We start from the raw sequence: 23445 nt of genomic DNA, 5'->3' as shown, positions 1-23445 counted from the left end.
CAGCATATGTTTACTAAATTGAAAATATTTTTGGAAATGATTAAATTTGAGCACAGTGTGTTTGCATTGCCTTTTGCGTTCATGGGAGCAATTCTAGGCTCAGTCGTATTAAATGGACATCTGCCTAGCTGGGCCCAGATCGGTTGGATAACACTAGCTATGGTTGGAGCGAGAACAGCAGCGATGGCCTTGAATCGTGTGATTGATAAAGCCATTGATAAAAGAAATCCAAGGACGGAGAATCGAGCCATTCCCGCGGGGCTTATCTCCATTCAGCAGGTTATTATTTATATTATTATTTCGTTTGCAATGCTTTTCTGGGCAACCTCAAATTTAAGCTCTTTATCCATGAAACTGCTGCCAATTGCAGTGTTTTTTCTTGTCTTTTACTCATACACCAAAAGATTTACATGGACTTGCCACTTTGTCTTAGGTTTGACATTAGGGTTAGCTCCACTTGGGGGCTGGGTTGCCGTAACCGGTCAATTTACATGGTCTTCTATTATTTTTTACTTGACGGTAGTATGTTGGAGCGCTGGTTTCGATCTGATTTATGCTTGTCAAGATGCCGAGTTTGATCGGAATGAAGGTCTGCATTCCTTACCAAGCCGATTCGGGATCAAGGCTGCCTTGAATACCGCTCGTGTCCTACATGTTCTTACGGCCGTTGGTTTAGTCACTTTGTTTTTCATCACACATTTGAGTTGGTTCTATTTAATTGGCCTCGTTATCGCTTATTTTATTTTGTATAAAGAACATAGACTTGTCTCACCGCAAGACTTGTCCAAATTGAACACAGCGTTTTTCACGATGAACGGTGTACTGAGCCTAGTGATGTTTGCTTTCACGTTACTTGATGTGCTTGTGAGTCAGCATTCATGAGCGGTAACTGGGTAGTAGGAATCACTGGAGCTAGTGGTGCAATCTATGGCGTGCGGCTCAGCCAAGTGCTGCTGGATCAAGGTTTACGCGTACATCTAATCGTTACGGATGCAGGCTGGAGAGTGCTGCATGATGAATTGGATTGGAGCGTAAGTAAACGCCAAGAAATGCTGCAGGAACATTTTGGCGGACGCGCTGGTTCCTTTGACTATCATCCAATTGCTGATATTGGGGCAACCGTGGCCAGTGGATCTTTTCGGACCAAGGGTATGGTTGTTATTCCTTGCTCAATGGGAACTTTATCAGGGATCGCTCATGGTTCATCTGATAATTTATTGGAGCGAACAGCGGATGTCATGCTCAAAGAAGGAAGAAAATTAATCCTGGTTCCAAGGGAAACGCCATTACACGCCATACATTTGGAGAACATGTTGACCTTGTCGAGAATGGGCGTGCGCATGCTTCCAGCTATGCCGGCCTTTTATAATCGTCCGCGCTCAATCGATGAGATGGTCGATTTTTTGGTGGGTAAAGTGCTGGATAGCATGGACATTGAACATTCCTTGTACCGAAGATGGGGAGATAACAATGAGCAACCTAGACCCTAAAATACGAATTGGCCGGATTAATTATACAAACGTTTGGCCGATCTACTATTACTTTCCCGAACTTATGAATAGCTCTGAGGTCGACATTATTGAACAAGTCCCAACCTCACTTAATCAAGAAATGGCTGCTGGGAACATCGATATGGGGCCCATTTCTTCCTTTGCTTACGGAGAATCCTTTGAAAATTACGTGCTGTACCCGGATCTTTCAGTTAGCGCTTATGGAGAAGTGAATTCCATACTGTTGTTCCATGAAAAGCCGTTACGCGAAATTGCGAATGGTCATATTGTGTTGCCAACAACCTCAGCTACGTCGGTGAACTTACTCAAAATCATTCTCCAAAAGTTCTATAATGGGAATCCGACTTATGAATATGCGAAACCCAATTTAGAAGAGATGATGGAAAAAGCAGACGGCGCTTTATTGATCGGAGACGATGCGATTAAAGAGAGTTGGCGCAATAAAACGTATATGATTACAGATCTTGGGCAAGAATGGGCCAAATGGACAGGACAGTGGATGTCATTTGCCGTATGGGCGATTCGTAAAGAGACAACCCAGAAGTATCCGGAACTAGTTGCAGCGGCTTTTGAGGCCTTCATGGCTAGTAAAGCCAAGGCACACAGAAATCCGGAAGAGATGATACGCGAGGCACAAAGTACGGTAGGTGGGACATCTCCATTTTGGCATCATTATTTTCATACGCTATGTTATGATTTTGGATCGGAACAATGGGAAGGTCTTGCTACGTATTACAAGTACTGCTATGAGCTTGGTTTCCTGCCGAAACCGGTTAGCATTGGGTTATGGTCAGAGAAAAAGAACGCACGGGTGACGGAATGAAAAATTTAATGGAAATCTATACGAGAAAGAAAAAAGATATAGCTGCAATTGAAAAAGAGCTCGAGGAAAGCGTCTATACAGATCATGCGATGCTTCGAGAAACTTCAATGCACTTACTGAAAGCGGGAGGGAAACGGATTCGCCCCGTCTTTGTTCTGCTTTCTGGCGAGTTTGGGAGCTATCAGCTCCAAACGATGAAGCACGTCGCTGTACCGCTCGAGCTCATTCATATGGCATCGCTTGTTCATGATGATGTGATTGACGATGCAAACACTAGACGCGGACAATTGACGGTCCGATCCAAATGGGATAATCGGATTGCTATGTTCACAGGAGATTATATTTTTGCCAAAGCTTTAGGAGTCATAACCCAAATTCATAAGCCAGCAGTCCATCAAATTATGTCTAAAGCCATCGTAGAGATGTCAATTGGAGAAATGGAACAAATTCGTTTCTTTTTCCAATCAGAGCAAACAATTCGAGATTATCTATTACGGATTAGACGTAAAACGGCTCTTCTAATTGCCATTTCATGCCAACTAGGGGCGATGGCGGCGGATGCACCCGACTGGGTAAGCAGCAAGCTGTATGCTTTTGGCTATAACATAGGTATGGTGTTTCAAATACGGGATGATATTCTGGATTTAATCGGTACAGAAAAGCAAATAGGGAAACCGCCGGGCAGCGATGTCAAACAAGGAAACATAACGCTACCTGTCCTGCTCGCGATGCAGGATCCATCCTTGAAGCCGCTCATTTTGTCTGAATTAGACCGTATACATAAGCTGGATGGACAAACGGATGTAAGTCGATTCTTGGATATGATCCGTGGCAGTGAAGGCATAGATAAAGCTGAGGTACTTTCTCAGAAGTATCTTGATAAGGCAATAGCTTCTCTGGACAAGCTGCCAAATGTTCAAGCCAAGAAAGATCTCATTGAAATTGCACATTTTATCGGAAATCGTTCTTATTAATGTATTGTTCTTCGATTTGAGAAAAGCTGCCAAAAAGTGTAAACTAGTGGAGAATACATAGATTGAACCTAAGTAAGTTTATGCACAAGTTTTCTTACGGAAACTATAAGGAGGAGTCCTTACATGGAAAAAACATTCTTGATGGTTAAACCGGATGGCGTACAACGCGGCCTTGTAGGCGAAATCGTAAAACGCTTTGAACAGAAGGGCTTTCAATTAATCGGCAGCAAGCTAACTGTTATTTCAAGGGAGCAAGCCGAACTTCACTATGCGGAGCATAAAGGTAAAGATTTTTTCGAAAGACTTGTAACGTTTATTACGTCTGGACCTGTATTCGCGATGGTATGGCAAGGGGATCAAGTCATTCCATTATCCCGAACGATGATTGGGAAAACGAATTCTCTTGAAGCATCTCCGGGAACAATACGTGGTGACTTTGCCGTTCATACGCATTTAAATCTCATTCATGGTTCGGATTCACCTGAAAGCGCTGAGCGCGAAATTAGCAATTTCTTTAAATCGGACGAGCTTTTTGAATATAATAAAGTCATTCAGCAATGGATCTAGTTCAAAAAAACAAAGAACCTGACATCTAAACGGATGCGGGTTCTTTTTTTGTCGTATTATAAAGGATTTTGGTATTTGCTTACAGAATGTATGTTACTCCAGGATAAACGACTTCGTCGTCCCTAGGGACGAGCGCGTTTGTCAAGGTTGATGCGAAGCAAAAGTATAAAACGTATACTTTCTTATCAACAGAAATTGACCAAGGTGGGTGGACAGCATGGAAGATCAAGATTTTTTGTTATTTATAAAAAAAGTAAAAGAACACACGTCCATTGATCTTGCTCTTTATAAAGAAGCGCAAATGAAAAGACGTCTAACAACTCTACGGATGAAGCGTGGTTATAATACGTTCGTCGCTTTTTTTGATGCGATGATGAAGGATAAAGAGCTATTCTATGAATTTTTGGATCGTATGACGATTAATGTCTCTGAGTTTTGGAGGAATCCGAATCGTTGGGAGCTTGTTGAGCAGAAATTTGTACCCGAGATGTTGAAGAAGAACCGACGCTTGAAAGTATGGAGTGCGGCTTGTTCTACGGGGGAAGAGCCTTATACACTAGCGATGATTTTGGCAGAACAGGGAGCACTTAATGAAGCTCATTTACATGCGACGGATATTGATGATGGCGCCTTGGAAAAAGCACGCAAAGCGATCTACCTCGATCGTTCATTGCGAGATGTGCCTGAAAAGTATGCGAAGAAATATTTCCGACAAGAACAATTGATGTATCATATTACGGACGATCTGAAAAAATCCATTAAATTTCAAAAGCAAAACCTGCTTGTTGATACATTTGATACCGGCTATGATCTCATCGTTTGCCGCAATGTGATCATTTATTTTACGGAAGAAGCAAAGCATGTCCTGTACCAAAAATTTTCAAAAGCATTGAAACCAGGTGGATTATTGTTTGTTGGTTCTACAGAGCAAATTTTCTCCCCAGGGCAGTATGAGCTAGAACCGGCTGATACTTTCTTTTATCGCAAAAAGGGTGTATAAGATCTTCCATATATTCCAATACTAAGATGTAGCAGAAACTTATGCTTATAATCTAGTTTTCACGCTACGGAAATCTCAGTAACGCTTACGATGCAAGTTATTGCTAAGGCAATAACTCTTAGGAGGCAATTATGGACAAACGCAAAGTGATTACCGCTTATCGCAGGGGAATGATCTCCATTCAGGAATGTGCGCAGATTTTGGGAGTCGATTCATCACAAATCGTGGGTCTCATGAATGATCCACAGCTCTCCGAACTCCCAAGAGTTGTCCAAAAGCAGCCTATGCACGGGTAATCTTTGCTCCTGACTAGATGTAGACACGCTCTCACAAAGGGGATTCTCCCTTACGTGCGAAGCGTGTTTTTGCGTTTGTGCTGTTGCCAAACCCGAGTAGCTATACTATAATGACAAAAGATAATCGCGCGTCAAAGCGCTAAAGTGTTTAAGAAAGCAACTACTCAAAAGCGGATGCTTATGAAGTTAGTATTGCTACGCAAATCTTTATAGTTAATACTTACGAAGTTAGTATGATTTCGTAATACTCAAAAGTGTATGCTTACGAAGCTAGTGATGCTTCGCAAAACTCATAGGGGGTAACAGATTGTGAGATATTTAACAGCAGGTGAAACGCACGGCCCGCAGCTCACTGCGATTATTGAAGGGTTTCCAAGTAATGTAACTCTCAACTTTGAAGATTTGAACTTCCAATTGCATAGACGTCAAAAAGGCTATGGTCGCGGTCGTCGGATGCAGATTGAGAAAGATACAGCAACCATTGCAGGCGGAGTGCGCCACGGTAAAACAACAGGAGCTCCAATCGCGCTTGTTGTTGTTAATAACGACTGGAAGCATTGGACAACGGTAATGGGGATTGAGCCGGTAGAAGAGGATAATGAAGGCAAACGTCGTGTAAACCGTCCTCGTCCGGGACATGCGGATTTAAACGGTGGCCTCAAATATAATCAAAAAGATTTACGTAACATTCTAGAGCGTTCAAGTGCGCGTGAAACGACGATGCGTGTAGCTACAGGAGCTGTAGCGCGCCAATTGTTGGCTGAGTTCGGCATTAAAGTGGCAGGACAAGTTATCCGAATCGGTGATGTAGAAGCAAAGCGTCAAGAACTTCCACTGGATGAGCTTATTCGAATCACGGAAGATTCACCGGTACGTGTGGTTGATAAAGAGGCTGAAGCTCAAATGATCGCCGCGATCGACGCAGCCAAGGAAGATGGAGATACACTAGGTGGGATCGTTGAAGTTATCATTGAAGGCGTTCCTGTAGGACTTGGCAGCCATGTACAATGGGATCGTAAGCTGGATGGTAAAATTGCGCAAGCGGTTCTTTCCATTCAAGCCTTCAAAGGTGTTGAATTCGGAATCGGCTTCGAGGCTGCAGAGCGTAGAGGCTCCAATGTTCATGATGAGATCTTATACACAAAAGAAGATGGCTTTAGTCGCAGAACGAATCGCGCTGGTGGCTTTGAGGGTGGTATGACAACGGGCGAGCAAATTATCGTGCGCGGTGTAATGAAACCAATCTCGACTCTCTACAAGCCGCTGCAAAGCGTTGATATTGATACGAAGGAAGTATTCACGGCTCAAGTTGAGCGTTCTGACACTTGTGCGGTTCCGGCTGCAGGCGTGATTATGGAGAATGTTATTGCTTGGGAAGTAGCGAATGCTTTCTTGGATAAATTCGGCGGCGACTCGATTGAGGAAATTCGTGCGAACTTAACCAACTTCTTAGCCCAAGTGGAGAGCTACTAATATGAGAGAGCTCACCGTAGATCTTGGAGAACGGTCTTATCCTATTTATATCGGCCAAGGCATTCTTAACGATATCACGGCTCTGTTTGACCGGGCGAAGCTTAGCCGCAAGTCGCCACTACTCGTAGTCACCGATGATGCGGTGGCTTCGCTGCATCTGGAGCGCGTCATGACGCTGCTCCGTGATGGCGGCTTCGCCGCCACGGCCTGCGTCGTGCCCGCAGGCGAAACCTCCAAATCCCTCGCGCAGCTCGAGGGAATTGTCACCGCCGCCCTCCAGGCGGGCCTCGATCGCAGTTCTGCGATCGTCGCCCTTGGAGGAGGCGTGGTCGGCGACCTCGCCGGCTTCGCTGCGGCGAGCTTCATGCGCGGGATCCGCTTCGTGCAGATCCCGACAACGATCCTTGCCCACGACAGTTCCGTCGGGGGCAAGGTCGCGGTTAACCATCCGATGGCGAAGAACATCATCGGGGCGTTCCACCAGCCCGAGCTCGTTCTCTTCGACATCGATTTGCTTCTAACGCTGCCGCCCCGCCAGGTGAAGGCGGGCCTCTCGGAAGTGATCAAGCATGGCTTGATCTGGGACGCTGCATTCACGAAGTGGTGCGACGACAATGCGGAGAAGCTGCTTGCCTTAGATCCGGAAGCGCTCAGTTACGCGCTTTACATAGGTTGTAAAGTCAAGTCTATCGTTGTCTCTCAAGATGAGCGCGAGAATGATTTACGTGCCATCTTGAATCTCGGCCATACGATTGGTCACGCCTTGGAAGCAGTTGCCGGTTATGGCGAACTGCTGCATGGTGAAGCGATTGCAATTGGCATGGTGGGGGCTGCTAAGTTAGCTCAGCAGTTCGGTTATGCCGAGGACATCCATACGGTGACGAAGGGTCTGTTCGAGAAATACGGATTGCCTATCAGCATTCCACCACATTTGGATACGGACAGCATCTTGGGTGCGATGATGCACGATAAGAAATTCAAAGAAGGTACGATGGTCTACATCATCCCGACGGAGATCGGCAAAGTAGAAATCCGTAAGGATGTTAAGGTAGAGCAAGTCAGAGAAATTGTCGAGCTTTTAAAAGGGGAGAGGTAACCGATGTTCTTAAGGGGAATTCGTGGTGCGACGACGGTTGAACACAACGAGGCAGAGGAAATTTTAACTGCTACCAGTGAATTGCTTCGTGCCATCGTAGAGGCGAATGATTTTCGTCCGGAAGATATTTGTTCGGTATTCATTACGGTCACAGAGGATATTACCGCTACATTCCCGGCACGTGCAATTCGTACGTTAGTCGGTTGGGAGCTAGTTCCATTAATGTGTTCTCTAGAAGTTCCGGTTGAGAACTCATTGCCCAAATGTATCCGATTAATGGTGCAGGTCAACACAAACAAAAGCCAAGCAGAGATCAACCATATTTACTTGAAGGAAGCTAAAGCGCTTCGACCTGATATTGTTAAATTGACAAATGAAGCAACACGGTAGTATAGTGTGAGTAGATGAGTTTAGGTAAGTAGAGAAGCATTTAGTCGAGTAGAGCTTAGCCCAGTTGAGATGAGAAAAGGTAACATAGGTTTGTATGAAGATAAGTACGACTCTATTCGAGGGCGTCTGTTTGTTCATACGTAGCCATGGCTTCTTTTATCATATCTTCTTGAACTTCTACTTTAACTAAAGTCAACCTCTACTTCGGTAGAGGTTTTTTTGTCATTCGAATAGAGTTTTGTGCACCACTGAGATCGACGAGTCGCACAAGCTGAGAGGGGATGTTTCCATGTATACACCTGAAATTCAAGAAGTTATTCGTTTGGCTAAAGATTATAATCTCATTCCTGTCGTGCGTCATTTGTTAGCAGATACTGAAACCCCAATACGTGTATTTCAACATCTTTACCAAGAACCGCGTGCGTTCCTCTTAGAAAGTGTTGAGGGCGGCGTGAAATGGGCCCGTTATTCCTTTATCGGCAGCGATCCTTTCTTGATGATTAAAGCGAAGCATGGGAAAACCATGGTAGAAACACAATCCGAGAATAAGGTTTTGGACGAGAAACCAATCGAAGTGTTGAAAGCCTATCTGAGATCCTACTCCAGTCCTCAGCTTGCGGACTTGCCGCGTTTTACAGGTGGTGCTGTCGGATTCTTCGGATACGATTTGCTTCAGTACTATGAGAATCTCCCAGCTCATCAAATTGATGATTTACAAATGAATGACATTCAATTCATGTTCTGCGATCAAGTCATTGTTTTCGATCATTTCAAACAGCAGATCAAAGTGATCGCCAATGTGCATGTACAGCCTTTTGCTACGGATGCTGACATTGTAAAAGCGTATCATGCGACTTGTGAGAAAATCGACGCCACAATTGAGAAGATCAAGCGTCCGCTTGGCTCAGAGACGATGACTCACAATCCGATTGTGTCCGAACCGGATCTCGGTGATATTCGATCCAACATTACGAAAGAAAAGTATATTGCCAACGTGAATAAAGCGAAGGAATATATCCGAGCTGGTGATATTTTCCAAGTTGTGTTGTCGCAGCGTTTTGAAATGGAAACGACCGTTTCGCCTTTGCAAGTGTATCGAGTACTGCGTACGATGAATCCATCACCCTATATGTACGTGCTTAAAATGGATGATGAAGTCATCGTTGGCACATCGCCGGAGCTGTTAGTTCGCGTTGAAGAAGAAAAAGTTGAGACGCGCCCAATTGCTGGTACAAGACCAAGAGGGAAGACGCCAGAAGAAGATCTTGCACTGGAAAAAGAATTGCTCGCAGATGAGAAAGAACGCGCTGAACATTTGATGCTGGTTGACTTAGGTCGCAATGACATCGGGCGTGTATCGGAATTCGGAACTGTGAAGTGCGATACATTCATGGACATTGAACGGTATTCACACGTCATGCATATCGTTTCGAACGTTTCTGGTAAAATTGCAAAAGACAAAGATTTCTTCGATGCATTTCTTTCCTGTATGCCTGCAGGGACGGTGTCTGGAGCGCCGAAACTGAGAGCTATGGAGATTATTGCTGAGCTGGAGCCAGAATCTCGCGGTGCTTATGCTGGAGCGATTGGTTACCTAGGATTCTCGGGTAATTTGGACACTTGTATTACGATCCGTACGATTATTTTTAAAAATGGCAAAGCCTATGTGCAAGCCGGAGCCGGTATTGTATGGGATTCTGTTCCTGAAAGTGAATACCAGGAGACGGTTAATAAAGCGACAGCTTTGCTGAAATCAATTCGGATGGCAGAGGCCATGTTCAGTCCTGAGCCTAGACCAGTTAGCGATATTAACAAAGATTACTTTGTTAACTCTTAAGGAGAGAAGGAGAGGAGACTCTAGTCATGAGTGGACTTATTCATATACAGCAAGCGCTCGGGAAAGTCATTAGCGGTAGTCATTTGTCGCGGGTGGAAGCGCGCGGCGTCATGTCTGAAATCATGGACGGTGCGGCGACTCCTGCTCAAATCGGCAGCCTGCTTACAGCACTTCGCATCAAAGGAGAGACGCTGGAGGAGATTACGGGCTTCGCAGAAGCGATGCGGAGCAAAGCCGTTCAGGTCAACGTACTGCAGAATGATCTGCTGGATACTTGCGGAACTGGCGGAGATGGCGCAGAGACGTTCAATATCTCCACAACGGCAGCGATTGTCGCATCTGCTGGTGGGATTCGCGTAGCGAAACATGGCAATCGGGCGATGTCGAGCAAAAGCGGAAGTGCAGATGTCCTTGAAGCTCTTGGCGTGAAGATAACGTTAAGCGGTGAACAAGCGGCTAAATGCTTAGAGAAAACAGGCATCTGCTTTATGTTTGCCCAAGCGTACCATCAATCTATGAAGCATGTGGCGGCACCTCGGCGCGAGCTAGGCTTCAGAACCGTATTCAACCTGCTTGGACCGTTAACCAATCCTGCAGGCGCTGACCGTCAAGTGCTTGGTGTATTCGACAGCACGAAGACAGAGCTGATTGCGCAAGCTCTGCAAGCCCTTGGACTGAAACGAGCATTGGTTGTAGCAAGCGAGGATGGATTGGATGAATTCAGCATTTCGGCACCTACGAAAGTAACGGAACTGAAATCAAACACCATTAGCACTTACACCATTACTCCGGATGATCTTGGTTTACGCGCACATAGCATCAAAGATGTAGCGGGTGGAGATGCGATCCTAAACGCTGAAATCATTCGTCATATTTTTGCTGGTGAGAAGGGGCCTTATCGCGATATCGTACTTGCAAACACAGCGGCCTGCTTCTATGTGACAGGGCAAGTCGGAACCCTTCAACAGGGTGTGAAATTAGCGGCTGATGTCATTGATTCAGGCCGTGCGGAACAAAAATTGAACGATTTAATCCAATATACAGGAGAACTATGCCATGTTTCTTGATAAAATTGTTGCCACCAAGCGGGCAGAGGTTGAAGCGATGAGCAGCTTTTCAATCAAGGATGCGGAGAAGTTAATCTCGGACCTGCCTCCTTGCTTAGGGTTTGAACAAGCGTTAACTACACGGAAAAACCGCGCGATGGGTCTTATTGCCGAGGTGAAGAAGGCTTCCCCGTCCAAAGGGTTGATTCGCGATGATTTTGAACCGGTTCTTTTAGCTGAAGCGTATGAAAGAGCAGGTGCAGATTGTATCTCCGTTCTGACGGATGTGGACTATTTCCAAGGTAGTAACGAGTACTTGAAAGCTGTTCGTAAGGCGGTGAATGTGCCATTGCTTCGTAAGGATTTCACAATTGATCCGAAGCAAATTTATGAAGCGCGCTTGATTGGCGCCGATGCTATTTTGCTGATTGCTGCCATTTTAACGACAGATCAAATGAAGCAGTATCTCAAGTTAGCAAGTGATCTTGGACTTGATGCACTCGTTGAGGTTCATGATCGTGAGGAGCTGGAACGTGCGCTGGAATTGGATACTCAATTGATTGGCATCAACAATCGGAATTTGAAAACATTTGTTACCGACTTAGGCACGACAGAGGAACTGATTCAATTCATTCCCGCAGGGAAAACTGTCGTCAGTGAAAGTGGCATTGCTACTGTCAAAGATATGGCTTATTTACAGCAAGTTGGTGCTCAAGCTGTTTTAATCGGCGAGCATTTCATGCGACAACCTATTGTTGAGCAGGCTGTTCATGATCTGATGGGGACGAGGGTTCAGACAACGAAGTAGTTGAAGGAGAAAGAGGCGAATTTGATGGCTGTGGGGACGGTTCCAACGGTAAAAATTTGTGGACTTCAAAGCGTTGAAGTGTTAAAATCAATCGTGCATTTGCCGATAGCACATATCGGTTTTGTATTTGCACCGAGCAAGCGGCAAGTTACGGCAGAGAAGGCCGGAGAACTGATTTCCTTTTTGAAAGCAGAAGAGGCTAAAGGGGTATCTGTCCCATTAACTGTAGGGGTATTCGTTAATCCGAGCAAGGAACAGTTAACCGATATTCTAGCGGTGGCTCCACTTGATGTCATACAGTTACATAGTCAGGAAACACCTGATTTTTGCCGATGGGTTCGTGAACATTTTCAGGTAAAAGTGTTCAAATCCGTTTCGATTTCCAAAACAGAAAATAAAATCCCCAATTTGGAGGATGTAGCCGCGCAGCTTGACCCTTATATAGGGACGGTCGATGCCGTTTTGCTGGATACCTTCGACCCTGTATACGGGGGAGGATCAGGCAAAACCTTTGCTTGGGACTGCATTCCTGTTTACCAGGAGTGGGCGCGTTCAGCAGGAGTGGCGCTGCTTGTAGCAGGCGGGCTTCAACCTGATAATGTTGATCAACTAGTAACAGCCTATTACCCCGATGGCGTAGATGTTTCCAGCGGCGTTGAGACCGATGGCGTAAAAGATATAACCAAAATTACAGCATTTGTGGAAAGGGTGACTCGAAAGTGACGCAAGTACCTGACCAGCATGGCAGATTCGGCAAGTTCGGCGGCCGTTATGTTCCTGAGACGTTGATGAATGCTTTGATTGAGCTTGAAGAAGCTTATGAAAAATATAAAGATGATCCTGAATTTATTGCCGAGGTGCGCTACTTACAAAAGCAATATTCCGGCAGGCCAACACCGCTTTATTATGCAGAGCGACTTTCTGAGCTTTTGGGCGGAGCTAAAATTTATTTGAAACGTGAGGATTTGAACCATACGGGTGCTCACAAAATTAATAACACCATTGGACAAGCGGTTCTCGCGAAACGAATGGGGAAGAAGAAGATTATTGCGGAAACTGGAGCTGGACAGCATGGTGTTGCATCAGCAACGGTAGCTGCGTTAATGGGATTTGAGTGTAAAGTATTCATGGGCGAGGAAGACACAAAGCGTCAGCAGTTAAATGTTTTCCGCATGAAATTGCTTGGATCTGATGTCATTCCTGTTACGTCTGGTACACGCACATTGAAAGATGCTTGTAATGAAACGCTTCGTTACTGGGTTAGCAACGTTCAGGATACTTATTATATCCTAGGTTCCGTTACAGGACCGCATCCTTACCCCATGATGGTGCGTGATTTCCAACGTGTCATTGGCGATGAGTCACGTGAGCAAATCCTTGAAACCGAAGGCCGATTACCTGATGCTGTAATTGCTTGCGTAGGCGGAGGCAGTAACGCCATGGGTATTTTCTACCCGTTCGTCCAAGATGAATCCGTGAAGCTCATTGGCGTGGAAGCGGCTGGCCGCGGTATTCATACCGAGGAACATGCAGCTACAATGACCAAGGGAACTCCAGGTGTTTTCCAAGGTTCACTTAGCTATTTGCTGCAGGATGAGTATGGTCAAGTACTGCCGGCCCATTCCATTTCAGCAGGCTTGGATTACCCTGGTATAGGTCCGGAGCATTCCTACCTCAAAGATATTGAACGAGCAACATATTATCCGATCACGGATCAGGAAGCACTAGATGCACTTCAGCTGCTTAGCCGCACGGAAGGAATAATTCCAGCCTTAGAGAGTGCACATGCCATTGCTCAAACGGTTAAAGTAGCTCCTACCATGTCCAAGGATGAAATTATTATCGTAAGTCTTTCTGGACGTGGCGATAAAGATGTTGAATCCATTATGAGCTATCTCGGCTTGGGGAGGGAATAAGCAATGAACCGTATTGATAGTCGATTTGCCGAGCTCAAAGAGCGCGGAGAAACAGCGATGATTCCTTTCTTGACCATAGGAGATCCTTCCCTTGAAGCATCCCTTGAGCTTATCCTGGAAATGGAACGCGCAGGTGCCGACTTGATTGAACTAGGTGTTCCTTATTCCGATCCTTTAGCTGATGGTCCTGTTATTCAACGTTCCTCTGAACGTGCATTACAGCGCAAAATTTCAATCTTTGATGTGATGGATGTAGCTCGTCAGGCTAGAAGCAGAGGTTCTAAGCTGCCATTCATTCTTTTTACGTATTATAATCCAGTTTTACAAATTGGACTGGAGCGCATTTTCAAAGCGATGCAGGAGAATGAAATCAGCGGCATTATTATTCCTGATCTTCCGTTGGAAGAAGATAGTGAGACAAGAGCGGTTGCTGAAGCCAATGGGATTCATCTTATTCCGTTGGTTGCGCCAACATCCAATGAACGCGTAAAGCGAATTGCAGCTGGAGCTCGCGGATTCGTCTACTGTGTATCATCATTAGGTGTAACAGGCGAGCGCGCCGAATTCTTCGGAGGCATTGAGGATTTCCTTGCAACCGTACGGGAAGCTGCAAGTGTTCCGATTGTCGTCGGCTTCGGTATTTCGAATCGCGAGCAAGTTAAGCGCTTTGAGAAGCTTTGTGACGGAGTCGTTGTAGGAAGTGCCATAGTACGAACGATTGAGAACGTACTGCCTCAACTTGAGGCCAATGCTGCACACCCGGAAGGACTCTTGCAAATTCGTAACTTTGTGGGACAATTAAAACGTTCGGACATATAATTGACGAGGTGACTATCATGAAACCGAAACAAACGATTGTACATTTACCTGTCTATCAACCAGGTAAACCTATTGAAGAAGTGAAACGTGAGCTAGGTTTGACAGAAGTTATTAAACTGGCATCTAACGAGAACCCTTTCGGCTCCTCGCCCAAAGTAAAAGCAGCAATTGAAGCGGAATTATCCAACATCAGCTTGTATCCTGATGGGGGAGCTGTGCAATTGACAGAAGCTGTTGCTGAATCCCTTGGTGTGGCAATGAATCAGCTTATTTTTGGCGCAGGATCTGATGAAGTTATTCTGATGCTCGCGCGGGCTTTCCTTGTTCCAGGCGACGAATCCGTCATGGCTTCACACACGTTCCCTCAGTACAAGCATAACTGTGAAATCGAAGGCGCTGTGTCCATTGAAGTTCCTTTGAAAGATGGAACACATGATCTGGATGGCATGCTTGCTGCGATTACGGAACGTACGAAAATCGTTTGGATTTGTAACCCGAACAATCCGACAGGAACGATGAATACCGACGCGGAGATTAAGGCGTTCTTGGCCAAAGTTCCAGATCATGTGTTAGTCGTTCTTGATGAAGCTTACTGCGAGTACAATACAACGGGGGAATTCCCGGATAGCATAGAACTAATTGGTCAATACCGCAATGTCATAGCGTTGCGTACTTTCTCAAAAATTTATGGATTGGCTTCCCTGCGAATTGGTTACGGGATCGGACATCCTGATGTTATTCGATCGATTAATCAAGTGCGGGAACCTTTTAACACAACCAGATTTGCTCAAGCCGCTGCGCTTGCCGCAATTAAAGATCAAGATTTTATCCAAAGCTGCCGAGAAGCGAACACGGCTGGCTTACAATACTTAACAGATGAGTTTGACAAGATGGATCTGCAGGCATTTCCAGCACACGGTAACTTCATCATGGTGAATGTTGGCCGGCCAGCAGCAGATGTATTTAATGGTTTGCTTCGCAGAGGCATCATCATTCGTGGAGGTCATATGTTGGGCTTTCCAACGTCGCTTCGGGTTACAATTGGCTCGCGCGAACAGAATGAGAAATTCATTGCCGCTCTAACACAAGTGCTTGCTGAGGTTGCTGTTAAGGCCTAATTTAAATCATAAAGGTTGATTTCATGACGAAAATTGCGATATTCGGTGTAGGGCTGATCGGTGGATCACTCGCCTTATGCTATAAAGGAAAACCTGGATTTACAGTCGTTGGTCACTCACCGAATCCGAAGTCAGTTGAAAAGCTTCTAAAACGGAATGTTGTCGATGGGGCTACAACTAGCATGGCTGAAGCGGTAGAAGGAGCGGACTACATTTTTCTATGCGTGCCAGTTGGTATGTTAGAGGAGTATGTCCAGCAGCTAGTGCAGCTCCCTCTAAAAGACGGTTGCATCATCACAGATGTCGGTAGTACCAAAGCTTCAATCACGGAAAGTGCAGCATCTTTTGTCAAGGAAAACGTCTATTTTATCGGCGGACATCCAATGGCTGGCTCCGAACGTCATGGGGTGGAGGCAGCTTCCTCGCACCTTTTTGAAAATGCGTTCTATGTCCTGACACCGGCAGAGGGTACACCGCAAGCTGAGGTTGATCGTCTAACGGAGCTGCTCAAGAAAACGAAGGCTCAAATTGTTCAAGTAGGCGCCCGTGAACATGATGACATCGTAGGAGCGATCAGCCATTTACCGCATATTATCGCGGTTGCATTGGTTAATCAAGTAAGAGGCTATAACGAAACGAATCCGCTGTATCAAAATCTGGCGGCTGGCGGCTTCAGGGATATCACACGTATCGCATCCAGTGAACCGATGATTTGGCGCGATATTCTTGTTAACAATAAAGACGTGCTGCTTAAACTGCTCAAGGATTGGAATCTAGAAATGTCGCGCTTTATTAAGTTGCTGGAACAAAGTGACGGCGAAGGGATCGCTGAACAATTCCGTGTTGCTGGTGAGTTCCGCAGTCAATTGCCTGAACGTAGAAAAGGGATGATTACGTCCTTATTCGATATTTATGTTGATATTCCCGATCATCCTGGTATCATTGGCCAAATTACAACCTTACTTGGTAACGCTAGAATAAATTTAAGCAACATTCAAATTATTGAAAGCCGTGAAGATGTTCCCGGTGTACTCCGTCTTTCTTTTCGAAATCAGGAAGACGCCGATCGGGCATCTGAGCTGCTGAGTGGGCCATACGCAGTGCATGTTTAACGCTCAAAATTGTATGTTAAATAAGCTGTTTTCTTTCCTTTTTTGGACAATTCAAAAAGAGGGAAGGGATCAGCTTATTTTATTTTTGTTAACAGATTCTCAAAGAAAAAGCTTCGTGATATAATGACATCTATTCATATATATATTACATATTTTTATTGTGGGGCGAACGTGATGAAGATCCAATTGATAGGGAAAAGTCTGCTTATTGTGTTAATCGCTTTCATGAATTTTTTACCTTCCTTAGTGCGAGCAAATGAGGTTGTATATTCAAATGAAGTTGTTGTACTGGTGTATCACCATATTGATGATCAAGTACAGGGCTCCGTGACGATATCAACGAAACTGTTCGAAAAGCAGTTGGAGGCTATGCAGCGGAAAGGCTATCATTTCATTAGCATGGATGAGTTTAAAAGCTTCAAGTCAGAGGGGACAGCAATACCTGACAATGCTGTTCTTGTAACCTTTGATGATGGCTACGAAAGCTTCTATACGAATGCTTTTCCGATTCTTAAAAAAATGCGAATACCTGCTGTGAATTTCGTTATTACCAAAGATCTGGACAACCCTGTAGGAACACTTCTGCCTTCCTTGACAAGAGAAGAGATTAAGAAAATGAGAAAAGAGTTCGCTGGAGTAGATTTTCAATGTCATTCGGATGGGCTGCATGCGATGAGCAATGGCAAACCGCTGTTGACTAACAAAATAACACAAAATGGCATAACAGAAACAGACGATGAACTCAAACAAAGAGTTCTGACCGATACGCGTACGGGCCTTACTAAACTTAATGAATTGAATGGCTCAAAATCCGTCGATTCTTATGCGTACCCTTTTGGCAGCTATGATGATCATACGATTTCGTATCTTCTGGAAGCTGGAGTTAAGTATGCCTTCACGACTAAATCAGGAATAACTACGAAGGAAACGGATCCCATGCAAATCCCACGGATTAATGCAGGCAGTCCATTCATCCGAGTACATTCTATAAACAATTTGATTAAACAAGCCAAAAGGCATCAAATACAACCTATGCAATCTTAAAAAAACGAGTTAGTAAACGTTTTCAAAATATGTATTGACAGAATGAAACCGTATACATATAATAAAAGTACAGTATGGTTTCTCTCCACTCCTATCCGATAATCGCACCATAAGTGCAACCGCCGATTCGGCGGTTTTTTTTTGTGCTTATGTACCATATTTTTCTGAATTTATTATATAATGGGAAGGGACAGTCTGTTGTTTGCATCAGACACGCTGAGAATTGAACTTTATCGAACAATTTGTCGAATCTAGCAGGAATTTCGTGATGAATCAAGAAGGTTTTATAGGCTCGTATTTTATTCGTACATAAATTCATAATTCTTTTACAAATAACCGCAACTTTTCACTCCTGCCGCAGTACAACATGTATGAGCAGTTGGAGTGGTACCCGGGATCGTTAGGAGGGCCGCCACGTAATGACCGATTCCCAATTGATCAGAGAAATCAAGGATGGAAATGTTCAACTTTATAATGAACTTATGCGTCGTTACGAGCGTAAAATCCTTGCATTTATTTTTCATATGTTAAAGAATACGCAGATGGAAGCCATTGCTGAAGATCTGTGTAACGAAACTTTTTATAAAGCGTATCGCAGTTTGCACTCTTTCCGTGAAATCGAGGCATCCTTTTCAACCTGGTTGTACACCATTGCCCGTAATACGGTTCTGAGTGAGCTGCGCAAAAATAAAAGTGTTCAAGTCTCGCTGGAACAAAGTGGACTGACGCCACATGCATCCTTTGATGCCATGCCAGAGCAAGCTATGCTGCGTAATGAGAAAGTGTCTATGGTTCGTGAAGCAATTAATAGTTTACCAGAGAAACAACGATCGGCCTTGATACTTAGAGAGTACGATCAGATGGATTATCAGGAAATCGCGAACATTTTAGGCCAAACGGTAAGCTCGGTGAAGTCTCTCTTGTTTAGAGCAAGGGCATCCGTTAAATTACAACTGGATCCTTATTTCAGTGAACCGATATTCGAAGAATCGAAGGGATGAAAGAGCATGAAGTGTAGTGAGATCCAGGAATTATTTGGAGTATATTGGGATTTGCCGAATGATGACCTGCGTCGTGCCGCGGTAGATGAGCATATAACAACTTGTGCCGAATGTGTAGAAGAATTTCAAATATGGGAAGAAAGTACGATACTCATTCGTACTGCAGCGATCGAGAGTGAGCTGCCTGATTATGAGCCAATGGTTTCGGGCAAGGTTATGAATCGAATTTACGAAAATGAGTCATGGCGAATTCCAGTTTCTGAACGTATGTATGCAATCTCTTACACGCTTAGACGGAATCTTACCGCTGTTATTGCTTTTTGTTTGGCCTTATTCGTATTCAGCTTCTTATTTGCAATCGTTTACGATGGTACGCCACAATCTTCAATAGCAACTGCGGATAATTCCTTGTTTGATCTACAAGCACCACAAGCCTTGAAGACCAGCGATGCTGAATCGATGAATGGCCATAAGATGGGAGACGCGGTAGCGAGTCTGAATCCTAGTTTCATGGAACCTTTACGCTTCCACGTAGGACCTATTCACTCATACCCACATTACTTACTGGTTGTTTCGATACTAGGACTAATTGCCACAATCATTATTATGAATTGGTTGTCACGAACAAAAGCATAATGCTCCTGTTGGAGCATTTTTTATTTTATAGAGATGGTGGAGGGGCAAGAAAATGACAACAATCGGATTCATACGTCATGGTAGTACAGAATGGAATCGTCTTGGTAAGCTCCAGGGGCAGCTTGATACGGAATTAACGGAGGAAGGCAGAGAGCAAGCTCGATTACTTGGACTAAGATTAGCAAAAGAAACCTGGGACGGCATTATAAGCAGTGATCTGACGAGAGCAAGAGAAACTGCACAAATCGTTGCGGATCTATCTGGAATACCCTTTGTACGTACGGACAAGAGGCTAAGGGAGCGTAAATATGGGCAGGTAGAAGGAACTACCGTTGCAGAAAGAGAAGAGCGCTGGGGGCCCAATTGGAAGCTTCAAGAACTAGGTCAGGAGTCGGATGATGATCTATGGAAACGATGGACAGAGCTAGAAGCAGAATTGATTCAGGCTTATCCGAATGGGAAAATATTATTGATCTCACATGGTGGTTTTATCGTACAGATTCTTAGGGTTCTTCGCATGGATAGTGAAGATTTTCTACAGAATACATCTCTGACCATTCTACTTCGTCAAGAAGAGGGCTGGGAGCTTCAATTATATAATTGTTTAACTCACTTACAATCTATAACTGAATAATGGCTATAAAGTAAAACATGACTTTTTTGAAAGTGTCATGTTTTTTTATTTGGATTGGAATATTTTCGGTGAAAAATCCCATAATGGTTACTAGAAACCTCGGAGCTGAAAGCTTCGCTAAATGGGGGATGTAGGATGGAAATGAACCTAGCGGATATGCTCAGTTATGCCGATATCCATGAATTAGGCCGAATTGCTCATACCTACGAGTGTGAGTGTAATGGTCATTCGAAGAATGAATTGATTCAATCGATTTTGAGCACAGCGCTGCGCAAAGAGATTTTCGAGAAGCATATTCAAGGTTTAGCCTTAGAGGATATTCGGTTTTTGAATTCGCTGCTTTTCGATCCTCGCAATGCTTTCAGTATTGAAGAACTTATCGCTAGAGTTCAACAATCAAGATTTCAGAAGGAGGATTCGGAGGAATGGAATCCCCGGGATATGATCATTAAATTCAAGAAGCTTGGATGGTTGTTTAACGGCTATTCACAGCAAACGAAGTTTTTGTTTCATGTCCCGCAAGATCTGAAACGTAGATTTAGTGATGTTTTAACCGGTCAGTTCAAACAAAGCCTGAAAACAACAAATGAACCCAATGTATACCGTGATGAGCAATTACTTATCGTCGATGACATCTTTCATTTCTTGACGTTCATCTCTCAAGAACAGGAAATAGCACTCACAGCGGAAGGTTCTATTTACAAAAGACAGCTTCAACAGATTCTCAATCGATTATCGGTTCAAGAAGAGATGGTACCTAAAGGGACATGGAGATTCGGCTATGGCCGCATGTTTAAAGAGTATCCGAACCGATTTTCTTTCATCTATGATTATTGCTATTACAGGCAGCTGATTAGTGAGCATTCTCAAACACTTCGATTAACAGAAGATGGAAAAGCACGGCTGGTAGAAGGCAAGAAAGAAAACCTAGCAGAAGTGTATAAGTTCTGGCTGCGGCTTTATAAAAATCCGATTCCGAATGTCCAAAGCATTGTGGCCTGGATTGATCGTCTAGGTGGGCAATGGGTGACCATGGCTTCACTAGGAGGAGTGCTTTGTAAGCTTGTTAAACCTTTCTATTATGATAGTTCAGAATCGATCGTGGAGCAACGTATTCTACAAATGATGATGCATTTGGGTCTGATTCGGATCGGGGAAGATCAGGAGTATGGAGCTGTCATTCAAGTCACCAAGCTCGGAACGAAAGTGATTCAAGGAACATTTGTAGCTGAAGAAGATAAGGTTGTCCTCTTTATGGATAAAGAAAGTATACGGTTCAAAGAAGACGTAAAGTAGATAGGTAAAGACACATTCCTATTGAATCGGGCGATTGAATGAAGCGCTAATGTACCGAGTGAATATGATGGAGTAGGGGCATAAACAAGGGGTTGGCATACACCAAGAAACAGACTTACATGTTTTTGCGAAAAAGAAGCTCCTGACAAACCGCGGACAACATTTGGAGGTAGGTCTCATGGGAAAAATGAATGTATCTAACGATGCGCTGCTGGCACTTTTCGCGGAAATGGTTTGGGATAATGCCATACGCAAATATAAAGAAGAAAATCTCTATAAAGAGATTGACCGCGCTTTAGCCAAGGGAGATCAAACTACGTTCCTAGCTCTTACATCTGAGCTTAAAACCTTACAATCTTTGGGTTAACTAATTATTTGGTGGCGGCCAAAAGGGCATGTGAATCTTATTCACGTGTCTTTTTTGCTGTATATCGGATGAAAAAAGAACTAATTTGACGACCCACGCGTCCATTTAAAAGAGCATTATATCAAAACATAAGGAGACAACGAATGAAAAAAATGATAAAAAACTCCCGTATTCGAAAAGTGTTGACGTCCGTTCTTATAATCACAGGTCTAATTGTAGGAGCTGCGTCAGTGTATGCAGCTTTTCTATATAACAAATTGAATCAGACGCTCGATCATATTGCCGCGCCTGAAGTCACTACAGCAACAAATCTAAATGGCGAAAGCATTGCGCCTGTTACGCAAGCAACCAATCCCATAGAAAAGCCGCTAACGTTCCTCCTAACGGCTATAGATGAACGAGAAGGTAATGAGGGATCGCTGAATACAGATGTCATGATGCTCTTCAGTATTAATCCAAAATCGCATCAAGGAACGGTGGTATCCATTCCAAGGGATTTGGAGATTGAAGCTGATAAGTCGGGATTAGACGGATCACACAAGGCAAATTTTTTCTATGCTTATTATTACAATAAAAATAAAGACACGGCCCTTTATGAAACCAAAAGACTGTTCAGTGATGTTTATCAAGTTCCAATAGATTATATGGCCGTTATTAATTTTGAAGGCTTTCGGAAGCTCATCGATCAATTAGGGGGAATGACCGTCGAAGTTGATATGAATATGCGCTATCAGGACGAAAGTGACGGAACGGATATTCATCTGAATAAAGGGAAACAGCAGTTGAATGGCAAGCAAGTGTTAGATTTTATCCGTTACCGCAAATCCAATTTAGGCACTGCAGAATCCTCTGATATGGAGCGGAATCAAAGAGAACAGTTAGTACTTAATCAGTTACTAGATCAATTAACCACATTGAATGGTTTGACCGCATGGGCGGGTGTGCTTGACATCATTGGAGGATCCATTAAAACGGATATTCCAGCCGATGAGCTTCGTACATTGACGAAATCCTACCGTGACTTGAAGCCGGCAACCGTTCGCTACATCCAATTAAAAGGAGAATGGGAGAGTCCCTATCTGGTTGTGAATCAGCGAGATCTGGAGGAAGCGCTTGGAGCGTTGCGTCGTCAACAATCGGGTGAGCCGATTGACAGTCAATTAAGGACGGATTAAAGTACAAGATGAGATTCATGACATTACATAGCTAGCATATATTTGGCAAACAATAGGGGAGGACGATTCGTTGAAGTTTAATGATATATCAAAACAAGATTGGCCAGAATTGAAACCGTACTTGGACACTTGTTTACTTCCATTGACGGGGTTGACTGGATTTGAAGATCCTGCACAAGTGACACTCGCGTTAGAACAGCTTCGAGATGCTCTGGAAACGGTTGAAATTCCTTACAAGGGCAGAGTAGTAACCTATCCAGCGCTTCACTACATAACGGGTACGGTTATGAGAGAACAATTGAATGCCATCTCACTTCATTTAAAAAGAACGGGGTTCCGTTATGTAATCGGTCTTACCATACATAAAGAGGCAGCACTTTGGAAAGCAGAGCAAACGGATTTGCTGATTATTGTCGATATGGAGCAGTGGACGAGCCAATCGGATCTAATCAAATCAAGTATTTCCAAACAAGTACAAGAACTATGGCAGCAGAACGATTAACATT

The 23445-nt window shown here is 44.1% G+C and carries 26 protein-coding genes; all 26 read left to right on the top strand.

The annotated features are described in order from the left end of the window. The first annotated feature begins 6 nt into the window (after positions 1 to 6). The 26 genes from QFZ81_RS20895 (at position 7) to QFZ81_RS20770 (ending at position 23441) form a co-directional block, all read left to right on the top strand. Positions 7 to 882, top strand: a complete 876-nt coding sequence (locus QFZ81_RS20895) for a UbiA-like polyprenyltransferase (protein WP_047674183.1) — start codon at positions 7 to 9, stop codon at positions 880 to 882. Further along, positions 879 to 1490 (top strand): UbiX family flavin prenyltransferase, encoded by a 612-nt coding sequence (locus tag QFZ81_RS20890; RefSeq protein WP_307604568.1) that lies wholly within the window; start codon positions 879 to 881, stop codon positions 1488 to 1490. The genes QFZ81_RS20895 and QFZ81_RS20890 overlap by 4 nt, the downstream gene beginning before the upstream one ends. Further along, positions 1471 to 2334 carry a menaquinone biosynthetic enzyme MqnA/MqnD family protein gene (locus tag QFZ81_RS20885; protein WP_307604566.1) on the top strand — a complete coding sequence of 288 codons (864 nt, stop codon included), beginning with the start codon at positions 1471 to 1473 and terminating at the stop codon, positions 2332 to 2334. Before QFZ81_RS20890 ends, QFZ81_RS20885 begins: the two co-directional genes overlap by 20 nt. Beyond that, on the top strand, positions 2331 to 3308 hold the full coding sequence (locus tag QFZ81_RS20880) for a polyprenyl synthetase family protein (protein WP_307441775.1): 978 nt from the start codon (positions 2331 to 2333) through the stop codon (positions 3306 to 3308). Before QFZ81_RS20885 ends, QFZ81_RS20880 begins: the two co-directional genes overlap by 4 nt. A gap of 123 nt (positions 3309 to 3431) precedes the next feature. Beyond that, positions 3432 to 3875, top strand: a complete 444-nt coding sequence (ndk, locus tag QFZ81_RS20875; protein ID WP_307604564.1) for a nucleoside-diphosphate kinase — start codon at positions 3432 to 3434, stop codon at positions 3873 to 3875. A 217-nt stretch (positions 3876 to 4092) separates the two neighbouring features. Beyond that, positions 4093 to 4875, top strand: a complete 783-nt coding sequence (locus QFZ81_RS20870; protein WP_307441779.1) for a CheR family methyltransferase — start codon at positions 4093 to 4095, stop codon at positions 4873 to 4875. 131 nt (positions 4876 to 5006) lie between these two features. Then, complete coding sequence (locus tag QFZ81_RS20865) at positions 5007 to 5171, top strand: hypothetical protein (protein ID WP_164826741.1); 165 nt, start codon at positions 5007 to 5009, stop codon at positions 5169 to 5171. A gap of 309 nt (positions 5172 to 5480) precedes the next feature. Beyond that, positions 5481 to 6644: a chorismate synthase gene (gene aroC / locus QFZ81_RS20860; protein ID WP_307441780.1), complete on the top strand. Its 1164-nt coding sequence runs from the start codon at positions 5481 to 5483 to the stop codon at positions 6642 to 6644. A gap of 1 nt (position 6645) precedes the next feature. Then, positions 6646 to 7740, top strand: a complete 1095-nt coding sequence (gene aroB, locus QFZ81_RS20855; protein ID WP_307441782.1) for a 3-dehydroquinate synthase — start codon at positions 6646 to 6648, stop codon at positions 7738 to 7740. Between the two features lie 3 nt (positions 7741 to 7743). Then, the gene (gene aroH, locus QFZ81_RS20850) at positions 7744 to 8130 is read left to right on the top strand and encodes a chorismate mutase (RefSeq protein ID WP_307441783.1); all 387 of its coding nucleotides are present in this window, start codon (positions 7744 to 7746) and stop codon (positions 8128 to 8130) included. Between the two features lie 289 nt (positions 8131 to 8419). Beyond that, complete coding sequence (gene trpE / locus QFZ81_RS20845) at positions 8420 to 9967, top strand: anthranilate synthase component I (RefSeq protein ID WP_307441784.1); 1548 nt, start codon at positions 8420 to 8422, stop codon at positions 9965 to 9967. Positions 9968 to 9993: 26 nt separating this feature from the next. Beyond that, positions 9994 to 11034: an anthranilate phosphoribosyltransferase gene (trpD, locus tag QFZ81_RS20840; protein WP_307441785.1), complete on the top strand. Its 1041-nt coding sequence runs from the start codon at positions 9994 to 9996 to the stop codon at positions 11032 to 11034. Further along, complete coding sequence (gene trpC / locus QFZ81_RS20835; RefSeq protein ID WP_307441786.1) at positions 11024 to 11821, top strand: indole-3-glycerol phosphate synthase TrpC; 798 nt, start codon at positions 11024 to 11026, stop codon at positions 11819 to 11821. Before trpD ends, trpC begins: the two co-directional genes overlap by 11 nt. A gap of 24 nt (positions 11822 to 11845) precedes the next feature. After that, entirely contained in the window at positions 11846 to 12544 is a 699-nt protein-coding gene (locus tag QFZ81_RS20830) for a phosphoribosylanthranilate isomerase (RefSeq protein WP_307441787.1), read from the top strand. Continuing rightward, positions 12541 to 13737: a tryptophan synthase subunit beta gene (gene trpB / locus QFZ81_RS20825; RefSeq protein ID WP_307441788.1), complete on the top strand. Its 1197-nt coding sequence runs from the start codon at positions 12541 to 12543 to the stop codon at positions 13735 to 13737. Before QFZ81_RS20830 ends, trpB begins: the two co-directional genes overlap by 4 nt. A gap of 3 nt (positions 13738 to 13740) precedes the next feature. Then, positions 13741 to 14556 carry a tryptophan synthase subunit alpha gene (trpA, locus tag QFZ81_RS20820; protein ID WP_307604562.1) on the top strand — a complete coding sequence of 272 codons (816 nt, stop codon included), beginning with the start codon at positions 13741 to 13743 and terminating at the stop codon, positions 14554 to 14556. 17 nt (positions 14557 to 14573) lie between these two features. Continuing rightward, positions 14574 to 15674: a histidinol-phosphate transaminase gene (gene hisC / locus QFZ81_RS20815; protein ID WP_307604560.1), complete on the top strand. Its 1101-nt coding sequence runs from the start codon at positions 14574 to 14576 to the stop codon at positions 15672 to 15674. Between the two features lie 23 nt (positions 15675 to 15697). Next, entirely contained in the window at positions 15698 to 16786 is a 1089-nt protein-coding gene (locus QFZ81_RS20810; RefSeq protein ID WP_307441793.1) for a prephenate dehydrogenase, read from the top strand. A 174-nt stretch (positions 16787 to 16960) separates the two neighbouring features. Beyond that, on the top strand, positions 16961 to 17830 hold the full coding sequence (locus tag QFZ81_RS20805; protein ID WP_307441795.1) for a polysaccharide deacetylase family protein: 870 nt from the start codon (positions 16961 to 16963) through the stop codon (positions 17828 to 17830). 419 nt (positions 17831 to 18249) lie between these two features. Further along, the gene (locus QFZ81_RS20800) at positions 18250 to 18831 is read left to right on the top strand and encodes an RNA polymerase sigma factor (RefSeq protein WP_047674226.1); all 582 of its coding nucleotides are present in this window, start codon (positions 18250 to 18252) and stop codon (positions 18829 to 18831) included. Positions 18832 to 18837: 6 nt separating this feature from the next. Then, positions 18838 to 19467, top strand: a complete 630-nt coding sequence (locus QFZ81_RS20795; protein ID WP_307604558.1) for an anti-sigma factor family protein — start codon at positions 18838 to 18840, stop codon at positions 19465 to 19467. A gap of 52 nt (positions 19468 to 19519) precedes the next feature. Continuing rightward, complete coding sequence (locus tag QFZ81_RS20790) at positions 19520 to 20101, top strand: histidine phosphatase family protein (protein WP_307441801.1); 582 nt, start codon at positions 19520 to 19522, stop codon at positions 20099 to 20101. A 141-nt stretch (positions 20102 to 20242) separates the two neighbouring features. After that, entirely contained in the window at positions 20243 to 21397 is a 1155-nt protein-coding gene (locus QFZ81_RS20785; protein WP_307606977.1) for a hypothetical protein, read from the top strand. 178 nt (positions 21398 to 21575) lie between these two features. After that, the gene (locus QFZ81_RS20780; RefSeq protein ID WP_047674234.1) at positions 21576 to 21764 is read left to right on the top strand and encodes an IDEAL domain-containing protein; all 189 of its coding nucleotides are present in this window, start codon (positions 21576 to 21578) and stop codon (positions 21762 to 21764) included. Between the two features lie 143 nt (positions 21765 to 21907). Continuing rightward, the gene (locus tag QFZ81_RS20775; protein WP_307604556.1) at positions 21908 to 22939 is read left to right on the top strand and encodes an LCP family protein; all 1032 of its coding nucleotides are present in this window, start codon (positions 21908 to 21910) and stop codon (positions 22937 to 22939) included. Positions 22940 to 23009: 70 nt separating this feature from the next. Continuing rightward, positions 23010 to 23441 (top strand): DUF2487 family protein, encoded by a 432-nt coding sequence (locus QFZ81_RS20770; protein WP_307604553.1) that lies wholly within the window; start codon positions 23010 to 23012, stop codon positions 23439 to 23441. Positions 23442 to 23445 lie beyond the last annotated feature (4 nt).

It is taken from the genome of Paenibacillus sp. V4I9, assembly GCF_030817295.1.
Lineage (GTDB): Bacteria > Bacillota > Bacilli > Paenibacillales > NBRC-103111 > Paenibacillus_E.
Note: the sequence above shows the minus strand (reverse complement) of the source record. Positions and strands in the feature narration are given on the sequence as shown.